12 protein-coding genes and 1 pseudogene are annotated in these 15,940 nt (G+C 60.4%); 5 read left to right on the top strand and 8 right to left on the bottom strand.

The window, feature by feature from the left end; translation table 11 throughout:
- The 5 genes from FN835_RS17405 to FN835_RS17385 all read right to left on the bottom strand — a co-directional run.
- The coding region (locus tag FN835_RS17405; protein ID WP_142664507.1) for a hypothetical protein at window positions 1-94 on the bottom strand (94 nt) is incomplete at its 3' end.
- The gene (gene pyk, locus FN835_RS17400; RefSeq protein WP_142664506.1) at window positions 91-1,536 is read right to left on the bottom strand and encodes a pyruvate kinase; all 1,446 of its coding nucleotides are present in this window, start codon (window positions 1,534-1,536) and stop codon (window positions 91-93) included. The genes FN835_RS17405 and pyk, both read right to left, overlap by 4 nt.
- Window positions 1,533-2,783 carry a glycerate kinase type-2 family protein gene (locus tag FN835_RS17395; protein ID WP_142664505.1) on the bottom strand — a complete coding sequence of 417 codons (1,251 nt, stop codon included), beginning with the start codon at window positions 2,781-2,783 and terminating at the stop codon, window positions 1,533-1,535. Before FN835_RS17395 ends, pyk begins: the two co-directional genes overlap by 4 nt.
- A gap of 10 nt (window positions 2,784-2,793) precedes the next feature.
- A complete protein-coding gene (locus FN835_RS17390) occupies window positions 2,794-3,906 on the bottom strand; it encodes a tartrate dehydrogenase (protein ID WP_246098790.1) in 1,113 nt (370 codons plus the stop codon).
- A gap of 3 nt (window positions 3,907-3,909) precedes the next feature.
- A complete protein-coding gene (locus tag FN835_RS17385; RefSeq protein ID WP_142664504.1) occupies window positions 3,910-5,223 on the bottom strand; it encodes an MFS transporter in 1,314 nt (437 codons plus the stop codon).
- A 122-nt stretch (window positions 5,224-5,345) separates the two neighbouring features.
- On the opposite strand from FN835_RS17385, the gene FN835_RS17380 reads away from it, so the two are divergent.
- From FN835_RS17380 to FN835_RS17360, 5 genes and pseudogenes are all read left to right on the top strand, one after another.
- Window positions 5,346-6,263 (top strand): LysR family transcriptional regulator, encoded by a 918-nt coding sequence (locus FN835_RS17380; RefSeq protein WP_142664503.1) that lies wholly within the window; start codon window positions 5,346-5,348, stop codon window positions 6,261-6,263.
- 229 nt (window positions 6,264-6,492) lie between these two features.
- Window positions 6,493-7,124: pseudogene (locus tag FN835_RS17375) on the top strand (tyrosine-type recombinase/integrase).
- 184 nt (window positions 7,125-7,308) lie between these two features.
- Window positions 7,309-8,403 carry a Fic family protein gene (locus tag FN835_RS17370; RefSeq protein WP_142664502.1) on the top strand — a complete coding sequence of 365 codons (1,095 nt, stop codon included), beginning with the start codon at window positions 7,309-7,311 and terminating at the stop codon, window positions 8,401-8,403.
- Between the two features lie 607 nt (window positions 8,404-9,010).
- The gene (locus FN835_RS17365; protein WP_142664501.1) at window positions 9,011-11,359 is read left to right on the top strand and encodes a calcium-binding protein; all 2,349 of its coding nucleotides are present in this window, start codon (window positions 9,011-9,013) and stop codon (window positions 11,357-11,359) included.
- A gap of 722 nt (window positions 11,360-12,081) precedes the next feature.
- Window positions 12,082-12,699: a LuxR C-terminal-related transcriptional regulator gene (locus tag FN835_RS17360; RefSeq protein ID WP_142664500.1), complete on the top strand. Its 618-nt coding sequence runs from the start codon at window positions 12,082-12,084 to the stop codon at window positions 12,697-12,699.
- On the opposite strand, the gene FN835_RS17355 is transcribed toward FN835_RS17360, so the two are convergent.
- The 3 genes from FN835_RS17355 to FN835_RS17345 all read right to left on the bottom strand — a co-directional run bounded on the left by FN835_RS17355 (window position 12,629) and on the right by FN835_RS17345 (window position 15,920).
- Window positions 12,629-14,356, bottom strand: a complete 1,728-nt coding sequence (locus FN835_RS17355) for a hybrid sensor histidine kinase/response regulator (RefSeq protein ID WP_142664499.1) — start codon at window positions 14,354-14,356, stop codon at window positions 12,629-12,631. The two genes, FN835_RS17360 and FN835_RS17355, sit on opposite strands and share 71 nt — an antisense overlap.
- 68 nt (window positions 14,357-14,424) lie before the next feature.
- Complete coding sequence (locus FN835_RS17350) at window positions 14,425-15,678, bottom strand: radical SAM protein (protein ID WP_142664498.1); 1,254 nt, start codon at window positions 15,676-15,678, stop codon at window positions 14,425-14,427.
- 47 nt (window positions 15,679-15,725) lie between these two features.
- On the bottom strand, window positions 15,726-15,920 hold the full coding sequence (locus tag FN835_RS17345) for a hypothetical protein (RefSeq protein ID WP_142664497.1): 195 nt from the start codon (window positions 15,918-15,920) through the stop codon (window positions 15,726-15,728).
- Between the last annotated feature and the right edge of the window lie 20 nt (window positions 15,921-15,940).

The raw sequence follows: 15,940 nt of genomic DNA, 5'->3' as shown, positions 1-15,940 counted from the left end.
TGGTGCCGTCTTCCAGCGTGACATCGACCTCGACGGTCGGGTTGCCGCGGCTGTCCAGAATCTCGCGTGCGAAAATGTCGATGATGGCGGTCATGCGGTTTCCCTTTCAGTCTGACCCAGCGGCGTCACGCGGAGGCTGTTCGTCGTGCCAGCCACGCCGAACGGAAAGCCACAGACCACGACGATGCTTTGCCCCGATTGGCCGATGCCCAGCTGCGCAATCGCCGCCTCGGCCATGATCGGCACGCTGTCATGGTCGGTAACATCCGCGTCCAGCAACGGGCGAATGCCCCAGACCAGCGCCATGCGACGCGCCACTGCGAGATCGGCAGTCAACAGCACGGTCGGGCGGGGCGCGCGATGGGACGCAATGCGTAGGCCCGATGCCCCGGTCGATGAAAAGGCGACCAGTGCCGGGGCCGCGATTGCCCCGGCCAATTCGACCGCCGCCTCGGCAATCGCCTGGTGAGGATCATGGGCGTCGGGTGCAGTCGCTTTCAGCGAGGCGGCATAGAACGGATGCGCCTCGGTCCGGCGGATGATGCGGTCCATCATGTCGACTGCTTCTGCAGGATATTGACCAGAGGCGGTTTCGGCAGACAGCATCACCGCATCCGCGCCGTCATAGATCGCGGTCGCGACGTCAGATGCCTCGGCCCGCGTAGGTGTGGGTGTGCCGGTCATGGATTCCAGCATCTGCGTTGCTACGATCACCGGGCGGTCCATTTGGCGACACAGGCGGATAATTTCCTTTTGGCGGCCCGGAACTTCTTCGGGCGGGATTTCCACGCCCAGATCGCCGCGCGCGATCATGATGCCATCCGACCCGGCCACGATCTGCGGCAGCGTCAGCAGGGCCGAGGGCTTCTCGATCTTGGCGATCAGCCCCGCACGGCCTTGGATCAAAGCCTTGGCCAGCTCCAGATCCTCGGGACGCTGGACGAAGGACAGGGCGACCCAATCGACGCCCAGCGACATCCCGAATTCCAGATCGTCGCGGTCCTTGGCGGTCAGTGCGGGCAGATCAACCACGGTGTCGGGCAGGTTGACGCCTTTGCGATCCTGCAGACGTCCCCCCGCAACGACGCGGGCCGTGATGCTGCCTGCGTCGTGCGCCACCGCCTCCAGCCGGATGCGGCCATCATCGATCAGTAATTGATGGCCGGGTTGCACGGCGTCGAAAATCTCGGGATGGGGCAACGGGATCGTCCCATCCGCGCCATCAAGGGTCAGCGTCAGCATATCGCCGGCGGTCAGCGGGATCGGCCCGCCAGCCAGTTGGCCGATGCGGATCTTGGGGCCTTGCAGGTCCTGCAGAATACCGATGGGCTGGTCGAACTCGGCCTCAAGCGCGCGGATCGCGTCAAAGGCTGCACGGTGATCGTCATGGCTGCCATGGCTGAAGTTCAGCCGAAAGGTATCGACCCCGGCCAGAAACAGACGGCGCAGCATTTCGGGACTGCGGCTGGCAGGGCCAACGGTCGCAAGGATCTTGGCGCGGCGGGGACGCAGCGCAGCAATTGCATGTTGGTTCATGGGATATAGACCGCTCGGAAGTCGTTGACATTGGTCAGGGTCGGGCCGGTCGTCACCAGATCACCGATCCGGGAAAACAGGCTATAGCTGTCATGCCTCGCCAGCATCGCGGCGGGGTCCAGACCCGCCGCGCGGGCGCGCAGCAGAGTGTCGGGGGTGACGATGGCACCTGCGGCGTCTTCGCTGCCGTCGATGCCGTCCGTGTCGCAGGCCAGCGCGTGGATGTTTGCACCATTCAGCGCTGAAGCCATGGACAGCAGAAATTCGGTGTTACGTCCGCCGCGCCCCGGCTTCACCGCGCCAATGGTCACGGTGGTTTCGCCGCCTGACAGCAAGACGGCTGGCCCTTTGACAGGCAGGCCGTGCAATGCGGCGCTTTGGGCGATGCCTGCCATGACCTGACCGGCGGCGGCGGCCTCGCCCTCGATCGCATCGCCAAGGATCAGAGGCGTGATCCCTTCGGCGCGGGCCAGATCGGCGGCAGCGCGGAGGGCCAGCAAGGGAGTCGAGATCATGCGGTAGTTCGCATCGAACCGGGGCAACGGCGCGGGTGTTTCCAGCAGCAAGCGCCGCGCGGATGGCGGCAGGTCATCGCCCAGTTGCGCGGCAATGGCCGACATGTCCATCGCCGCATCCGGATCCCAAACGGTTGGACCGGACGCAATCGCCAAGGGATCGTCCCCCGGCACGTCCGAAATCGCCAGCGTCACCACCCGCGCAGGGGCGGCGGCCAGTGCAAGACGCCCGCCCTTGATCGCGGAAAGCCTGCGCCGGACCCGGTTCATCACCGAAATCGGCGCGCCCGAGGCCAGCAGCAGCCGGTTCACCTGCATCTTTTCGTCCAGCGTCAGACTGGGCGCCGGTGCGGTCATCAACGCCGACCCTCCGCCCGAGATCAGTGCCAGCACCAGATCATCCGGACCAAGCCCACTGACCGCCTGCAGGATGCGCTGCGCTGCAATCGCGCCGTTGGCATCCGGCACCGGATGGGCGGCCTGCAAGACCTCGATCTGCCGGGTGGGGACGGCATGGCCGTAGCGGGTCACGACGACACCCGACAGATCGACGTTTGGCCACGCGGCCTCGACCGCAGCGGCCATGGCGGCGGCGGATTTGCCCGCCCCCACCACAACCACCCGCCCGAGGGGAGGATCGGGCAAGTGCTGCGCGATCGTCTTTGCCGGGTTGGCGCTGTCCACTGCCGCGCGGAATAGTCGCAGCAGCAGGTCCTTGGGATCGCGCGTCATCATCCGCGCCTTAGATATTCGCGCCGCGAATGGCTTCGCAGACGGCATCGGTGACCTGCTGGGTGTTGGCCGTGCCGCCCACATCCGGGGTCATCACGCCATCGGCGCAGACCTGTTCCACCGCCGTCATCAGGCGCTTCGCGGCATCGCCTTCGCCCAGATGTTCCAGCATCTGCGCGGCGGTCCAGAAGGTCGCGACCGGATTTGCGATGCCCTTGCCGGTGATGTCAAAAGCCGAGCCGTGGATCGGTTCGAACATCGACGGAAAGCGCCGCTCGGGGTCGATATTGCCGGTGGGGGCCACGCCAAGGCTTCCCGCCAGCGCGCCCGCCAGATCCGACAAGATGTCGGCATGCAGGTTGGTCGCGACGATTGTATCCAAACTTTGCGGGTTTTTGACCATGCGCACGGTCATCGCATCGACCAGCATCTTGTCCCAAGTGACATCGGGGAACTCTTTGGACACCTCGGCGGCGATTTCGTCCCACATCACCATGCCGTGGCGCTGTGCGTTGGATTTCGTCACGACGGTCAGGAATTTGCGCGGACGCGACTGGGCCAGCTTGAAGGCATAGCGCATGATGCGGGTCACGCCGACGCGGGTAAAGATCGCGACCTCGGTGCCGACTTCCTCGGGCAGACCGCGATGGGCGCGACCGCCATGGCCGGAATATTCCCCCTCCGAGTTTTCGCGCACGATCACCCAATCCAGATCGCCCGGACCGACGCCTTCCAGCGGCGATTGGATGCCCGGCAGGATCTTGGTCGGGCGGACGTTGGCATATTGGTCAAAGCCCTGACAGATCGGCAGGCGCAGACCCCACAGCGTGATGTGGTCCGGCACGTCCGGCGCACCCACCGCACCGAAGAAGATGGCGTCAAAGGCCTTCAGCTGCTCGGGGCCGTCCTCGGGCATCAGAGCGCCGGTCTTTTTGTAGCGGTCCGAGCCCCAGTCGAAATGGGTCACGTCAAAGCTGAACTTGCCGTCGCGCTTGGCCAGGGCCTCCAGCGCCTGCAGACCTGCGGCGATGACCTCGGGTCCGATCCCGTCTGCGGGGATTGCGGCGATGCGATAGGTGCGGGTTTCAGCGGACATGTCGGACGCTTTCTGTGCAATGGTCATGGCTTAGCCTTTCAGACTGGCGTTTTGGGTGGGGGTGGACACGTCCTTGCGTGCGGTTCCCGCGATGATCAGGGTGACGACCGCCGACAGGATCAGCAGTGCCGCGACGAAATACAGGCCCCATTCAAAGCTGCCTGTGCGTTCCTTGATCAGGCCGATGGCATAGGGGCCGACAAAGCCGCCCAGATTGCCCAGCGAGTTGATCGTGGCGATACCCGTCGCCGCAGCAGATCCCGACAGGAAGATCGTGGGCATCGACCACAGCGGCGGTTTGGCGGCGCTGACACCGGCATTCACGACCACAAGGGCGATCACGACAGCAACCAGCGATGCGGCAAAGCCTGCAAAGAACAGCCCGATCCCGGCGGCCGTGCAAGCCAGCGCAACGTGCCAGGTGCGTTCACCGGTGCGATCCGAATGGCGCGACCAGGTATACATGGCGATCACAGCAAAGATCGGCGGGATGGCGTTGACAAGACCGGTCTGGAATGAGGTCAGGCCAAGCGCATTCAGCATTTGCGGCGCCCAGATGCCCAGCGTGTAAAGCCCGGCAGAAGTTCCGAAATAGACCAGCGACAGCGCCAGCACGCGGGGATCCAGCATCCCTTTCAGGATCGAATGGCTGGCCCCGGCTTTTTCCTTGGCAGCGCGTTCGGCGTTCATGGTGTTTGACAGCCATGCACGTTCCTCGGCATCCAGCCATTTGGCTTTTTCCGGACGGTCGGTCATGTAGAACAGCACGACGACGCCAAGGATCAGCGCAGGCACGGCCTCGAGCACGAACATCCATTGCCAGCCATGCCAGCCGCCAAGCCCGTCCATTTCCAGCAATGCACCAGAGATCGGCGAACCCAGCGCGACCGAGATCGGGGCTGCGGCCATGAACAATGCCGTCACCTGGGCACGGCTTTTGGCCGGGAACCAATAGGAAAGATACAGGATGATGCCGGGAAAGAACCCAGCCTCGGCCGCACCCAGCAGGAAACGCAGGATGTAGAAGCTCGTCGGCCCCTGCACGAAGGCCATGGCGCCTGAAATCAGGCCCCAGGTCAGCATGACCCGGGCGATCCAGATACGCGCGCCGAACTTTTCCAGCGCAAGATTCGAGGGCACCTCGAACAGGAAATAGCCGATAAAGAACAGGCCAGCCCCGAAACCGAAGATCGACGGCGACAGACCCACATCTTCGTTCATGTGGATCGCTGCAAAGCCCACGTTCACGCGGTCAAGAAACGCGATGAAGTAAAGCAGCATGATGAAGGGAATGATGCGCCATGAGATTTTCCTCATGACGCGCTTTTCGAGCGCATCGCTCATATTGTCCTCCCGGATTGAATGCGCTCTCCTCAGCGCCTTCGAACGAACCTAGCGGTTGGAACGGCCTTTTCTCAATCGTTCAAAGATTATATACTGAAACGATACAAACTGGACTGGGTCGCATGGAAATCAGACAGCTCCGCTGCATCGTCGCCGTCGCCGACGAGATGCATTTCGGACGTGCCGCCATGCGGCTGGAGATGCTGCCCGCCGCCTTGGGACGAACCGTGCGCCAGTTGGAAGACGGGCTCGGTATCGAGATATTTCAGCGCACGACCCGCGCCGTCACTGTCACGCCGGAAGGCCGCAAGCTGATCAAGGAGGCCCGGTCCCTGCTGACTGATCTGGACGCCGCCGAACATCGCTGGCGCAAGCTGGGTCGCCGGGCTGGGCAGGTATTGCGGCTTGGTGCCATTGATACGGCGGCCAGCGGCATGGTGCCGGGGCTGTTGCAAGCCGTTCACGCCGCCCTGCCCGACCTGAAGATCCAACTGGTCGAGGATCGGTCCATCAAGCTGATCCCGCGCCTGCTGGCAGGCAGTCTGGATTTGGCGCTGGTGCGTCCGGGGTTGAAACCGTTTCACCGCCGTTTGACAGGCCATTTCCTGTTAAGCGAAACCTCGGTCGTGGTCCTGCCCGAAGGCCATGCGCTGGCCGAAAGGGGCGAATTGACCATTCAAGACCTGCGGGATGTGCCGCTGATCGTGCCCGATCGCCGTTCGCGCCCGCATAGCCACGATCTGGTGTTTTCGCTGTTCGAGCGCGCGGGGCTTGAGCCGAGGATCGTGCAGAATGCCGACGAAAAGCAGACCATGATGAACATGGTCGCCGCAGGCATCGGGGCTGCCATTGTACCGCGCTGGTGGTCCGGTCTGGTGCCGCGTGGCGTGCGCATTGTTCAGCTGGAGACCCCTCAGAATGCGCCAAGCCTGCGCCTGCCGCTGCATGTCGTCTGGCCACGCGACGTGCGCGATCCATCGCGCGATGCCGTAGTTGCGCTGCTGATGTCCGTCTGCGACGACTTTGCTGTCGGCGCCTGATCGCGCCGCTCGGCAAGCCGTCCCGAAGCACTTGGGTCGACTATGTCCGGGGGCGGCTCGCCGGAGCAGCGCCAATATCCGCGAAGCCCTCCGGACCTACCGATTGCTGTGCCGCAGTATACCGCTTCTGAGACCCCGCAATCCGTTCGATGCGACTCAGGCCCCCGTGATATGCTAGCGATGTCGGACAATCCGGAGCTGGGGCGGGACGGTGGCAGAGGATACTGTCATGTCCACAGACTTCCTTCCTATCGTCCGACCTGATCACCCTGCGTGGAACAAGGGCCGCATCATAGGGCAGAAACGCCCGCTGTTGCCTAAGCATGTTTGGTCGATCCGGGTTCGTCTCGAGATGTCCGGCAACAAGCGTGATCTCGCACTGTTCAATATGGCCATTGATAGCAAGCTGAGGGGGTGTGATCTTGTTTGCCTGATGGTTCGAGAGGTCTTTGTCGCCGGCAGAGCAAAGGATCGTGCGTCGGTGACGAGAGCAAAACCGGGAAGCCAGTCCGCTTCGAGATCACCGAGACCACACGACAGTCGCTGGAGCGCTGGATTGCGGACCCCGAGATGATCGGCAGTGAGTATCTATGGCCGAGCCGCCTTCATGCCAGTCAGCACCTCTCGACGCGCCAGTACGCCCGCATCCTTCGTGAATGGGTTCTGTCGATCGGCCTCGAACCCAGCGGTTATGGCACCCATTCGATGCGGCGGACGAAAGTCGCTCAGCTCTACAAGAAGACAGGAAACCTGAGGGCTGTTCAGCTTTTATTAGGCCATACCAAGATGGATAGCACCGTTCGTTATCTCGGCGTCGACCTGGATGACGCGTTGGCGCTCTCTGAAGGAGTTGACCTGTAAGGTGTCCAGCGGCCGCCGGATGCGACGGCCGCACGCCCAGCTCATCGCGGATACCCGGGACGGCGTGCACCTCGTCATCCTCTCTCGCTTAGATCAAGCTCATGTTCGCGGAATGCCACTTGAGCGAACATGAGCCACATGTCATGTTAAGAAAACAAGATTTTTCGAACAAGTTGATAATCTCATGTTAAAGCCGACATACATTCTCCCGGGGCTGCCTCCACCGGTCGATCTGGAGACCGTGCCGGTCCTGAAAAGCCTCAACCGCGCTTCGCGGGCGCTGGCGAATCTGAAAGGTCAGGCCAGAACGATACCAAACCAAGGTATCCTGATCGACACCTTGGCATTGCAGGAGGCAAAGGCCTCCTCCGAAGTCGAGAACATCGTTACGACACAGGATGAGCTGTTTCAGGCAGACATGTTCCCCGATGATCCACAGTCCCCGGCCGCCAAGGAGGTCGCACGTTATCGCGATGCGCTGAGGCTTGGGCACCGGAGGCTGATTGAGACAGGTGGGCTTGTCCCGAACTCGACCCTCATCGACATGTTTCGCCTTCTGAAAGACCGCGACGATGCCTTTCGCGTAACGCCCGGAACTGCGCTGAAGAACGAGCGGAGCGGGGAAACCGTCTTCGTGCCACCGCAGGATGCCAACGAGATCATCCGCCTGATGACCGAACTCGAGCGGTTCGTGAACGATGACGCGTTGTCCGACCTTGACCCGCTGATCAAGATGGCGCTGATCCACCATCAGTTCGAAAGCATTCACCCGTTTGCGGACGGGAATGGGCGTATCGGTCGTATCCTGAATGTGCTTTACCTGACGCGCACCGGCTTGCTGGACATCCCTATCCTCTACCTCTCGCGCCATATCACCCGGCACAAGGGCGACTATTATCGACTGCTGCAAGCCGTCCGCGACGATGACGCGTGGGAGGACTGGGTAATCTTCATGCTGGATGCAGTGGCCGACACGGCTATCATTACCGCAGAGCTGGTCGAGGGCATTGGGATGCAAATGCGAGACGCGAAGCATCGGCTCCGGTCGGAGCTACCCAAGATCTACAGCCAGGATTTGCTCAACAATCTATTCCGGCACCCCTACACACGGATCGACTACGTCCAGAGCGAACTCGGCATCACGCGTCAGACTGCCGCCCGATATCTCGACACGCTCTCCGAGAACGGGTTTGTCGAAAAACACCGCGCCGGGAAGAGCAACTATTACATCAACACGGCTCTCGTCCGTTTGCTGATGACGGTGTCAGACGAGACCTGACAAGAGCAAGTGCTAGCCAGTTCTACTCGCCGCCCATGTGATCTGGAGGGCTGTGTTTGAACGCACGCTTTCCTATCATCGCGATGTGTGGATGCTGCGCCGCGGTTGGTCGGATTTAACCGCATTTCGAACATGGCTCGGGCGCGCCTTGCTGCGGTACGTCTCGAATGTCTGCTTTTGCAGAATGCGGCCAGGCAGCATCGGCGCGTGCCGACCGGCAGCTAAGGGCCGGCGACGCTCGGCTTGGTCGTGATCTGAATGAGTCCGTCCCTCGGTTGCTGGGCCGCAGCATCTTGCCCGGAGCCCATAGATGACTCTCGCGCCCGAGCAGTTTTCAGTGTTTGCAGCGTTGGATTGGCCCAAAGCATCTTTTGGCCGAATCCGGAGCCTTATCGTAGCAGCCATGTGCGTTTGTCGCTCAGAATGTCAACGAAATGTCCCGGCGAGAAGTGGACAATCGCGTCATGCTGGCCGCCCAAGGAACACGCGCACCTCTAGTCATCTAACCGAAAGGACAACTTGCTCGGCGAAGTATGCCGCGGCTACGTCGAGAATGACGATCTGCGTTTTTTTCCCGTTTTAAAGTAGCCATTTATTTGGAGCTATCATGCCCGATACCGGCCCGTCCCGCCTGCTTTCTGTCGATGCGCCTTCGGTGCTTGATCTTCGGGCCGGGCAGGTCCAGGCGATCTTTGCTGCCAGCGTCAGCGACCCCGACGGCGTCCAGCAGGTCACCGTCTATTTCGACCGTCCGCTGGCCACCGAAACCGGGGCCTACGCGTTCCAGATCATTCATGGTTGGGGCGCGGATTGGGCTGATGGCAGCCACAGTTACGCAGCGCAGGTCCTGCCGCATAATATCGGCGGCACGCTCAACATCACCCATGTCGAAATCACCGACAATCTGGGGAATCGCACAACGGTCTCGGGGCCGACCCTGCGCGGGCTTGGGGTTGATACCTCGATCACCATCCAGAGCACCGATCCTGACAGAACCGCGCCGGAACTGACTTCGCTTAACCTGCCTGACCGAGTAGATCTGCGCAATGGTAATGTCATGGCTGAATTTTGGGCCGCTGGCAGCGATGTCAACCAAGTCAGCGATATCGCGATCATATTCGACCGAGATATCGCGGTTCGTTATGGCAGCGCCGGCAGCTACAGCTTCAATAATGTGACCTTTTCACCCGGCGAAGTGAACGGCAGTGCATTTCGGGAAATCACCGCTGCAAACTATTCAGGGACCGTCGATATCAGACAGGTCTGGATCACCGACGAATATGGCAATCGGCGGATCTATACCAATGACCAGTTGCGCGAACTGGGCTTCGATACCTCGTTCGAACTGATCGGCGCACAAGCCCCCACGCCAACGACCTATGTCGCGGCATTTCCCGAAACAATCACCCTGCGAGAAGGTCAGACGGCCAATCTGGCGTTGAACTTTGTCGGCATGACCAACCACTGGGTCAACTACAGCTATTATACCACCACCTCGGGAGGCACCGCAGGTGTGGGGGATATCGGGGCCACCTCGGGCAACGGCTATCTCAGCGTGGCCTCGACCTTTCCGACGACGCGACAGCAGAGCTTCTCCATCTCGGCGATCCGCGATGGGGTGATGGAGACGACAGAAACCGCCTATCTGGTGATCGAACTTAGCGGCAACATGACCTTTCCGGACGGCGGCACCATACAGGTCGTCGAGATCCGCATCACCGATGACAACCGTATCACCGGCGGCGCAGGTCGCGACGTGCTTTACGGCACAAGTGGGGTCGATACTTTGACCGGTGGCTCAGGCAATGATGTCTACCATGTCACGCCGGGCGATCTGGTAATCGAGGCCGCCGATGGTGGCATCGATACGGTTCATAGCGCATTTAGCCGCGCGATCGAGGCCAACGTCGAAAACCTGACCCTGACTGGATCGGGTCACATCAACGGCAGCGGCAATGTCCTGGCGAATCTGCTTGTCGGCAATGCCGGAAACAATGTCCTAAACGGCGGAGTTGGTACCGACACCATGAGGGGTGGTTCTGGGAACGATACCTACGTCGTCGACAATATTGGCGACGTTGTGAGCGAGGGATGGAATGCAGGAACCGACCGTGTTCTGTCCGCGATCAACTATACATTGGGCGCACATGTCGAAAACCTGGTCCTGACTGGCGCGGCGCACCTGAATGGCACAGGGAATGCATTGGCCAACCAGATATTGGGCAATGCCGGAAACAACATCCTGAATGGCGGGCTGGGAGCTGACACCATGCAGGGCGGCGCCGGTAACGACACCTATATCGTGGACATTATTGGCGACCGTGTGGTCGAGGGCCTGAATGCGGGCGTCGATCGCGTGCAATCCTCGGTCAGTTTCACTTTGGGGGCGAATGTCGAAAATCTGACCCTGACTGGCATGGCGCATATCAATGGCACGGGGAATGTTATGGCCAACCAGATTATCGGCAATGCAGGCAATAACCTGTTCTTTGCCGGATTGGGCAACGACAATGTCCAGGGTGGCGCAGGCAACGATACGCTGCATGGCGGTTTGGGCAATGACATCCTGATCGGCGGTGCAGGCGCTGACCGCATCATCGGCGGACAGGGCGCAGATCGCATGACTGGCTCAGCGGGCGCGGATGTGTTCGTGTTCCAAACACTTGCGGATTCGACCACGGCCGTGGCCGGGCGCGACGTGATCACGGATTTCAGCTTTGCCCAAGGCGACCGTATCGACCTGAGTGCATTGGACGCGCGCACCAATGTTGCTGGAAATCAGGCGTTCAGCTTTATCGGCACTGGCGGCTTTACCGGAAATGCTGGTGAGCTGGCGTATCGAAGTGTCGCGGGTGGCACCCTTATCGTAGCCGATGTGAATGGCGATCGCATCGCGGATCTGGCGATCTTGCTGGACGACAGCCTAACGCTCAATGCCAACAGCTTTATTCTTTGAGATAATCAGGGGGCACCTGGTTGCAGGTGTCCCTTAGTCTCGAAGACCCCGGCGGAACTGAAGGTGCGCCGGCACATTGGCATCTGGGATAATCGGATATCCGCACCAAAATCCCGCAATGAGTTCGCGCCTGAAGTCTTGCCGATGGCCACATGGGGCTCAAACATCCACATCATTTTCCGATTTCCCACCACCGTGAATGGCAGCAATCTCAGCAGCGCCGTAACCTCCTCAAGGCTTTCGCGCGCGGTGTCTGAGCGGCCGCTTCCACGGATGCCGCGCGGCAGCATCCGTCGCGACCGAATGGCCGCAATGGGCCGGCCTAACTTGAGTGTTGATTGTGGGCTCCGCAGCCAAAGCAGAAATGTCTGGTTTGGAGCTTTTCGTGACGTAGGATTGGCCCCTTAACCGCAGCGGGCGAGCGGCCGGTTTGTCCCGGACCGCAGACGCTCTTCATCTCGAAATGCTGCGTCAAGTGCCAAATGGCTGCTTCGGAGAATGCCGCCGTGCAGCATCGCCAAGGTTTGACCGGTTGCTATGGGCCGCTTTTCGCAGGCAAAAGCAAGCCACATGCCCCATCTTGGCGAAGGAATAGTTGACACCTGAACGCGCGCAAGCTGTTCTGAGACAAGAACCAGCGAATTTTTTTGAATTGGATCAAGGAGTTTCCCATTGCTAACTCGTTCTTCGAGACGCTGCCTCATCCAAGACGGCGATCACGAGTGATCGAGCGCATCATTCTGGCCGATGATCATCCCGTATTTCGGTCAGGTCTTCTGCGAATCGTTGCAAAGCTGGTTCCACATGCGGAGTTGCTGGAAGCTGCGAATTTTGCAGAAGTTCGGCGCCACGCCGAAACGACACCCCCACCGTCGACTTTCTTTATGGACCTGCTCTTTCCGGGCTTCGATCCTGAAACAGGTATTGCGGAACTGCGGCAAAACTATCCGCGTGCGACGATCATCGTCATATCTATGGTCGATGATGACCAGACGCTGTCGCGTATCATGCAGGCTGGCGCGGATGGATTCATCGGTAAGGCTGTCATGCCCGACGACGTGGCCGAAGCGATCCGCGCGATCCGGGATGGCGAAGTCGTCGTCAAGCCTAGCAAAGGCGGGCCGATGACGACGAGCGCGCTTGATCCGCTGGCCGCACTCAGCAATCGACAGCGAGAGGTGCTTTGCCTTATTGCGCAGGGGGCGTCAAACAAGCAAATCGCGCGCGAACTGTGTATTTCTCCATTTACCGTGCGCATTCACGTCTCGGCTATTTTGCGCCTCCTTGACGTACCAACGCGGGCTGCTGCTGCGGCATACGCGGGCCAGCGCGGCCTTTAGGACAGGATTGCATTTTCTGCGACAGCATCAGCGCCCGCAACTCGGCCGGGCGCATGGGCTTGGGCAGGATCGGCAGCTGCGCATCATCCAGTTTTTCCCGGACACGGGATTCGTCATGGGCGGTGATGATGATGGCGGAAACAGCGGCACCTAAGGCCAGGCGAACGGCTGCGATCGCCCCGCCGCCGTTCATGGGGCCGTCCAGATCGAAATCGGCGATCACCATGTCGCATTGAGGGACCGGAGAGGGCATCTCGGCATAGGCTAGAACCTCACAGCCCCAACGCTCGATCAGCATTTTTGTCGACAGCAGAACAGCGGGGTCGTCTTCGATCAGCAACACCTGCATGCCGTGCAGCAAACTTTGCGAAGCAGTGCTGATCGTCGTAGGAGGTGCTGGCAAGTCGGTCACCGGAACCCCTGTCAGTGTCACGCATGTCCCCCGACCCAGCGACGATCTTAACTCGACGCCAATCCCAATCAGCCGGGCCATGCGATGCACAATCGCCAACCCAAGGCCCATGCCTTCGACATTCCGGCCAAGGTGCTGAACACGATAGAATTCGTCGAACAGATGCGGCTGATGTTCGGCCGCGATGCCAATACCGTTGTCGATGACGACAATGCTGATTGTCTTGCCGCGGCGGCGGCACCCCACCAGAACCTTGGCTTTTGGGGCATATTTGACAGCGTTCGACACAAGGTTCTGCAACATGACCGCCAACAGGCCCGGATCGGCACGAACGATCAGGCCGGTTTCCACAAATCGCAACTGGATCCCGGCGCGCCGGGCGGGCTCTTTATTTTGAGTCACGACATCACAGATCAGCGGACCCAAGGCGACGGCCTGCGGGCGAGGAACAACTTTGCCGCTGTCCAATGTTGCCGAATCCAGCAACGATCTGAACATGCGCCGAACTGTGTGCAGCGAGTGCTCGATATTATCGACCATTTCGCGTTCCGTTGGATGCAAGCCGGCATCGCGCAGACAATTGGTGAGCAGTCCGATGGCATGGATCGGCTGGCGCAGATCGTGGCTGGCCTGCGCAAGAAAGCGGGATTTTGCAAGGTTTGCCGTATCAGCCGCGCAATACGCCTCGTGTGTGTCGGCGAGCAGCAGGCTGGCATAGAACGGGACGATCAACGAGGTCAGCACCATGGTTGCCAGTACATATGGCTGCCCCGCCCAGAACGGGCTGACAATCCCCAGAACAGCCAGGCTGACGAGGGCCGCGACCGTTGCCCCTGCAAGATAGCGCACGCCGTAGCGCATGCCAAAGCCGACTGTGATCCACAGCAAGAGCGATGCAACAGGAGCCATAAACGCGCCCCCCAAAGCCATCAGCAATGTCAGGCTGGAGAAATCTAGCAGCAGTGCAAAGATCCGACGTGGATGGTTCACACCGGGCCAAAGCCGGACTGCCGCAAACAACAGGCAAGTGATCAGCATATAGATCGGGGAGTATATCTGGAATGCTCGGTCCGCCCAGTCCTCGATCAAGCCGGACAGGCTGCCTGCCAAGGCGTAAAGTGCCGCCACCAGTGTCAGGACGACGCGAACCAACGACTGGCCTGCCTCGGCATCGTAGTTGCTGTCGGGTTGCCGCGTTCCCGATATCGCTCGGCGGATCCGCGTAAAGCTGACGCCAAAGCCCATGACAGCCCCCTTGGATTGCCTTTGGACCGTCATACTGACACGAATTCCCGCCCGCGCCGCATTTTTTGTCAGGCGCTCGCACGCAGGTGCACTTTTTTGTGGTCGGTGTAATCGGGACCATGCACAGCACCCGGGAACGAGCCGGACAGGATCAGCCGACGTTCAATATCTTCGATTGGGATACCGCCGCGTACCAACCACGCCGTCACCTCTTCGAAAAAGCCCTTCAAGGCGTCACAGTAGACGCTGGGATTGTCGAAACCATCGCGTGCAGAGTAACGGTTGGTGAATGTACCGCCGCGACAAGCCCCCCACCAAGGACAGCTTTGGCAGGCCTCAGGCGCGGTTAGGGCCGCATGCTGCATTTCAGCCAATGCGGGCGTGCTGAATATCTGAGCGACATGGTCAAAATCGCGGACATGTCCAATATCGCGAAAGCGGGCATCCAGCGTGCGGGCCGTATCTTCGGCACTCAGCATCCCGTCAGAGGACACCGTCAATATCCGGGACATGCGCTGCGCCGATGCGGTGCAGGTTCGCGCCCCCTCGTCGCTGAGCAGTGTGTCCAGAACATCCTTGATAAAGCGCACGCGCAGGTTGCCGTCAGCGCGACGCACCCAAGCGCGAAATACGCCCAGCATAAAATTTTCGATTCCGGCGATTTGGGCTTGGCCAATATCTTTGTCGTGGCCGCCATCGGGGGAAAGAAAGTTCATCCGCTCTGCCCCGATCTGATCGACGAAATGGTCAAGCCGCGCTGCGCCGTCGCCTTGGGGGTCAATCACGCTTAACAGGCCGGGCTTCAGATCGACGCCATTGTCATTTCCGCCCGACAATCGGCGAAACCCCTGAACCGCGCGGTCATAGGTGCCACGCCGATTTTTGTCGATCCGATGCAGGTCATTGGCTGCTTTGTCGCCGTCCAGACTGACGCCCACACCAATGCCATGTTCAGTGCAAAAGCGAATCCAGGCCTCATTGACCAGCATGCCGTTCGTTTGCATCGACAGGCCGACTTCTGCGACCTTCCCAGTTTCCGCCAGCTGCGACGCTGCGCGCGCGATCCGGCCAATGATGGGCTTGGGTGCCATCATCGGTTCGCCACCGTGAAAATAGATCATCAGATTTTCGACTGCGCCATCCGCAGTGACACGTTCCAGAAACGCCTCGATCTCGGATGCGGCATCTGCGGTGAGATAGGGCGGGTGATGCTTGTGGCTGTCGTCGCCTCCAAAGAAGAAATAGCAATAAGTGCAGGCGATATTACAGCGCTCGGCCACCTTGATGATCAGATCAAGGGATTTCGCTTCTTTGTTGTGCATGACGATGTCCTTTCGATCCCGTCTCAGCGGCCGAGCGCGTCAGCTTGCTATTCGCATTGCCCCGTGGTCGTGGTCTTGTTGTGACCATTGCCGCGCAGGAATTCGGCCCGACCGAAACAGACCTGTCCGCCAGACACCAAACCAAGTTCGTCGTCGCTTAGAAATTGCAGATCGGCCGATGGCGCATCGGTGTCAGTGCCCTGATGCGACACGCGGTCTGCGATGATTTTGCGAAGGCTCATTGTCTTCTCCTCTTGCTGAA

The organism is Paracoccus laeviglucosivorans (assembly GCF_900182695.1).
Taxonomy (GTDB): domain Bacteria; phylum Pseudomonadota; class Alphaproteobacteria; order Rhodobacterales; family Rhodobacteraceae; genus Paracoccus; species Paracoccus laeviglucosivorans.
The sequence above is the reverse complement of the archived record's forward strand: the minus strand, read 5'-3'. Positions and strand labels throughout refer to the sequence as shown.

Bases quoted from the DNA above. Each gene is read 5' to 3' on its own strand.
- FN835_RS17385 (WP_142664504.1), bottom strand. From the start codon at position 5,223: ATGAGCGATGCGCTCGAAAAGCGCGTCATGAGGAAAATCTCATGGCGC.
- FN835_RS17365 (WP_142664501.1), top strand. From the start codon at position 9,011: ATGCCCGATACCGGCCCGTCCCGCCTGCTTTCTGTCGATGCGCCTTCG.
- FN835_RS17380 (WP_142664503.1), top strand. From the start codon at position 5,346: ATGGAAATCAGACAGCTCCGCTGCATCGTCGCCGTCGCCGACGAGATG.
- pyk (WP_142664506.1), bottom strand. From the start codon at position 1,536: ATGAACCAACATGCAATTGCTGCGCTGCGTCCCCGCCGCGCCAAGATC.
- FN835_RS17370 (WP_142664502.1), top strand. From the start codon at position 7,309: ATGTTAAAGCCGACATACATTCTCCCGGGGCTGCCTCCACCGGTCGAT.
- FN835_RS17355 (WP_142664499.1), bottom strand. From the start codon at position 14,356: ATGGGCTTTGGCGTCAGCTTTACGCGGATCCGCCGAGCGATATCGGGA.
- FN835_RS17345 (WP_142664497.1), bottom strand. From the start codon at position 15,920: ATGAGCCTTCGCAAAATCATCGCAGACCGCGTGTCGCATCAGGGCACT.
- FN835_RS17395 (WP_142664505.1), bottom strand. From the start codon at position 2,783: ATGACGCGCGATCCCAAGGACCTGCTGCTGCGACTATTCCGCGCGGCA.
- FN835_RS17390 (WP_246098790.1), bottom strand. From the start codon at position 3,906: ATGACCATTGCACAGAAAGCGTCCGACATGTCCGCTGAAACCCGCACC.
- FN835_RS17350 (WP_142664498.1), bottom strand. From the start codon at position 15,678: ATGCACAACAAAGAAGCGAAATCCCTTGATCTGATCATCAAGGTGGCC.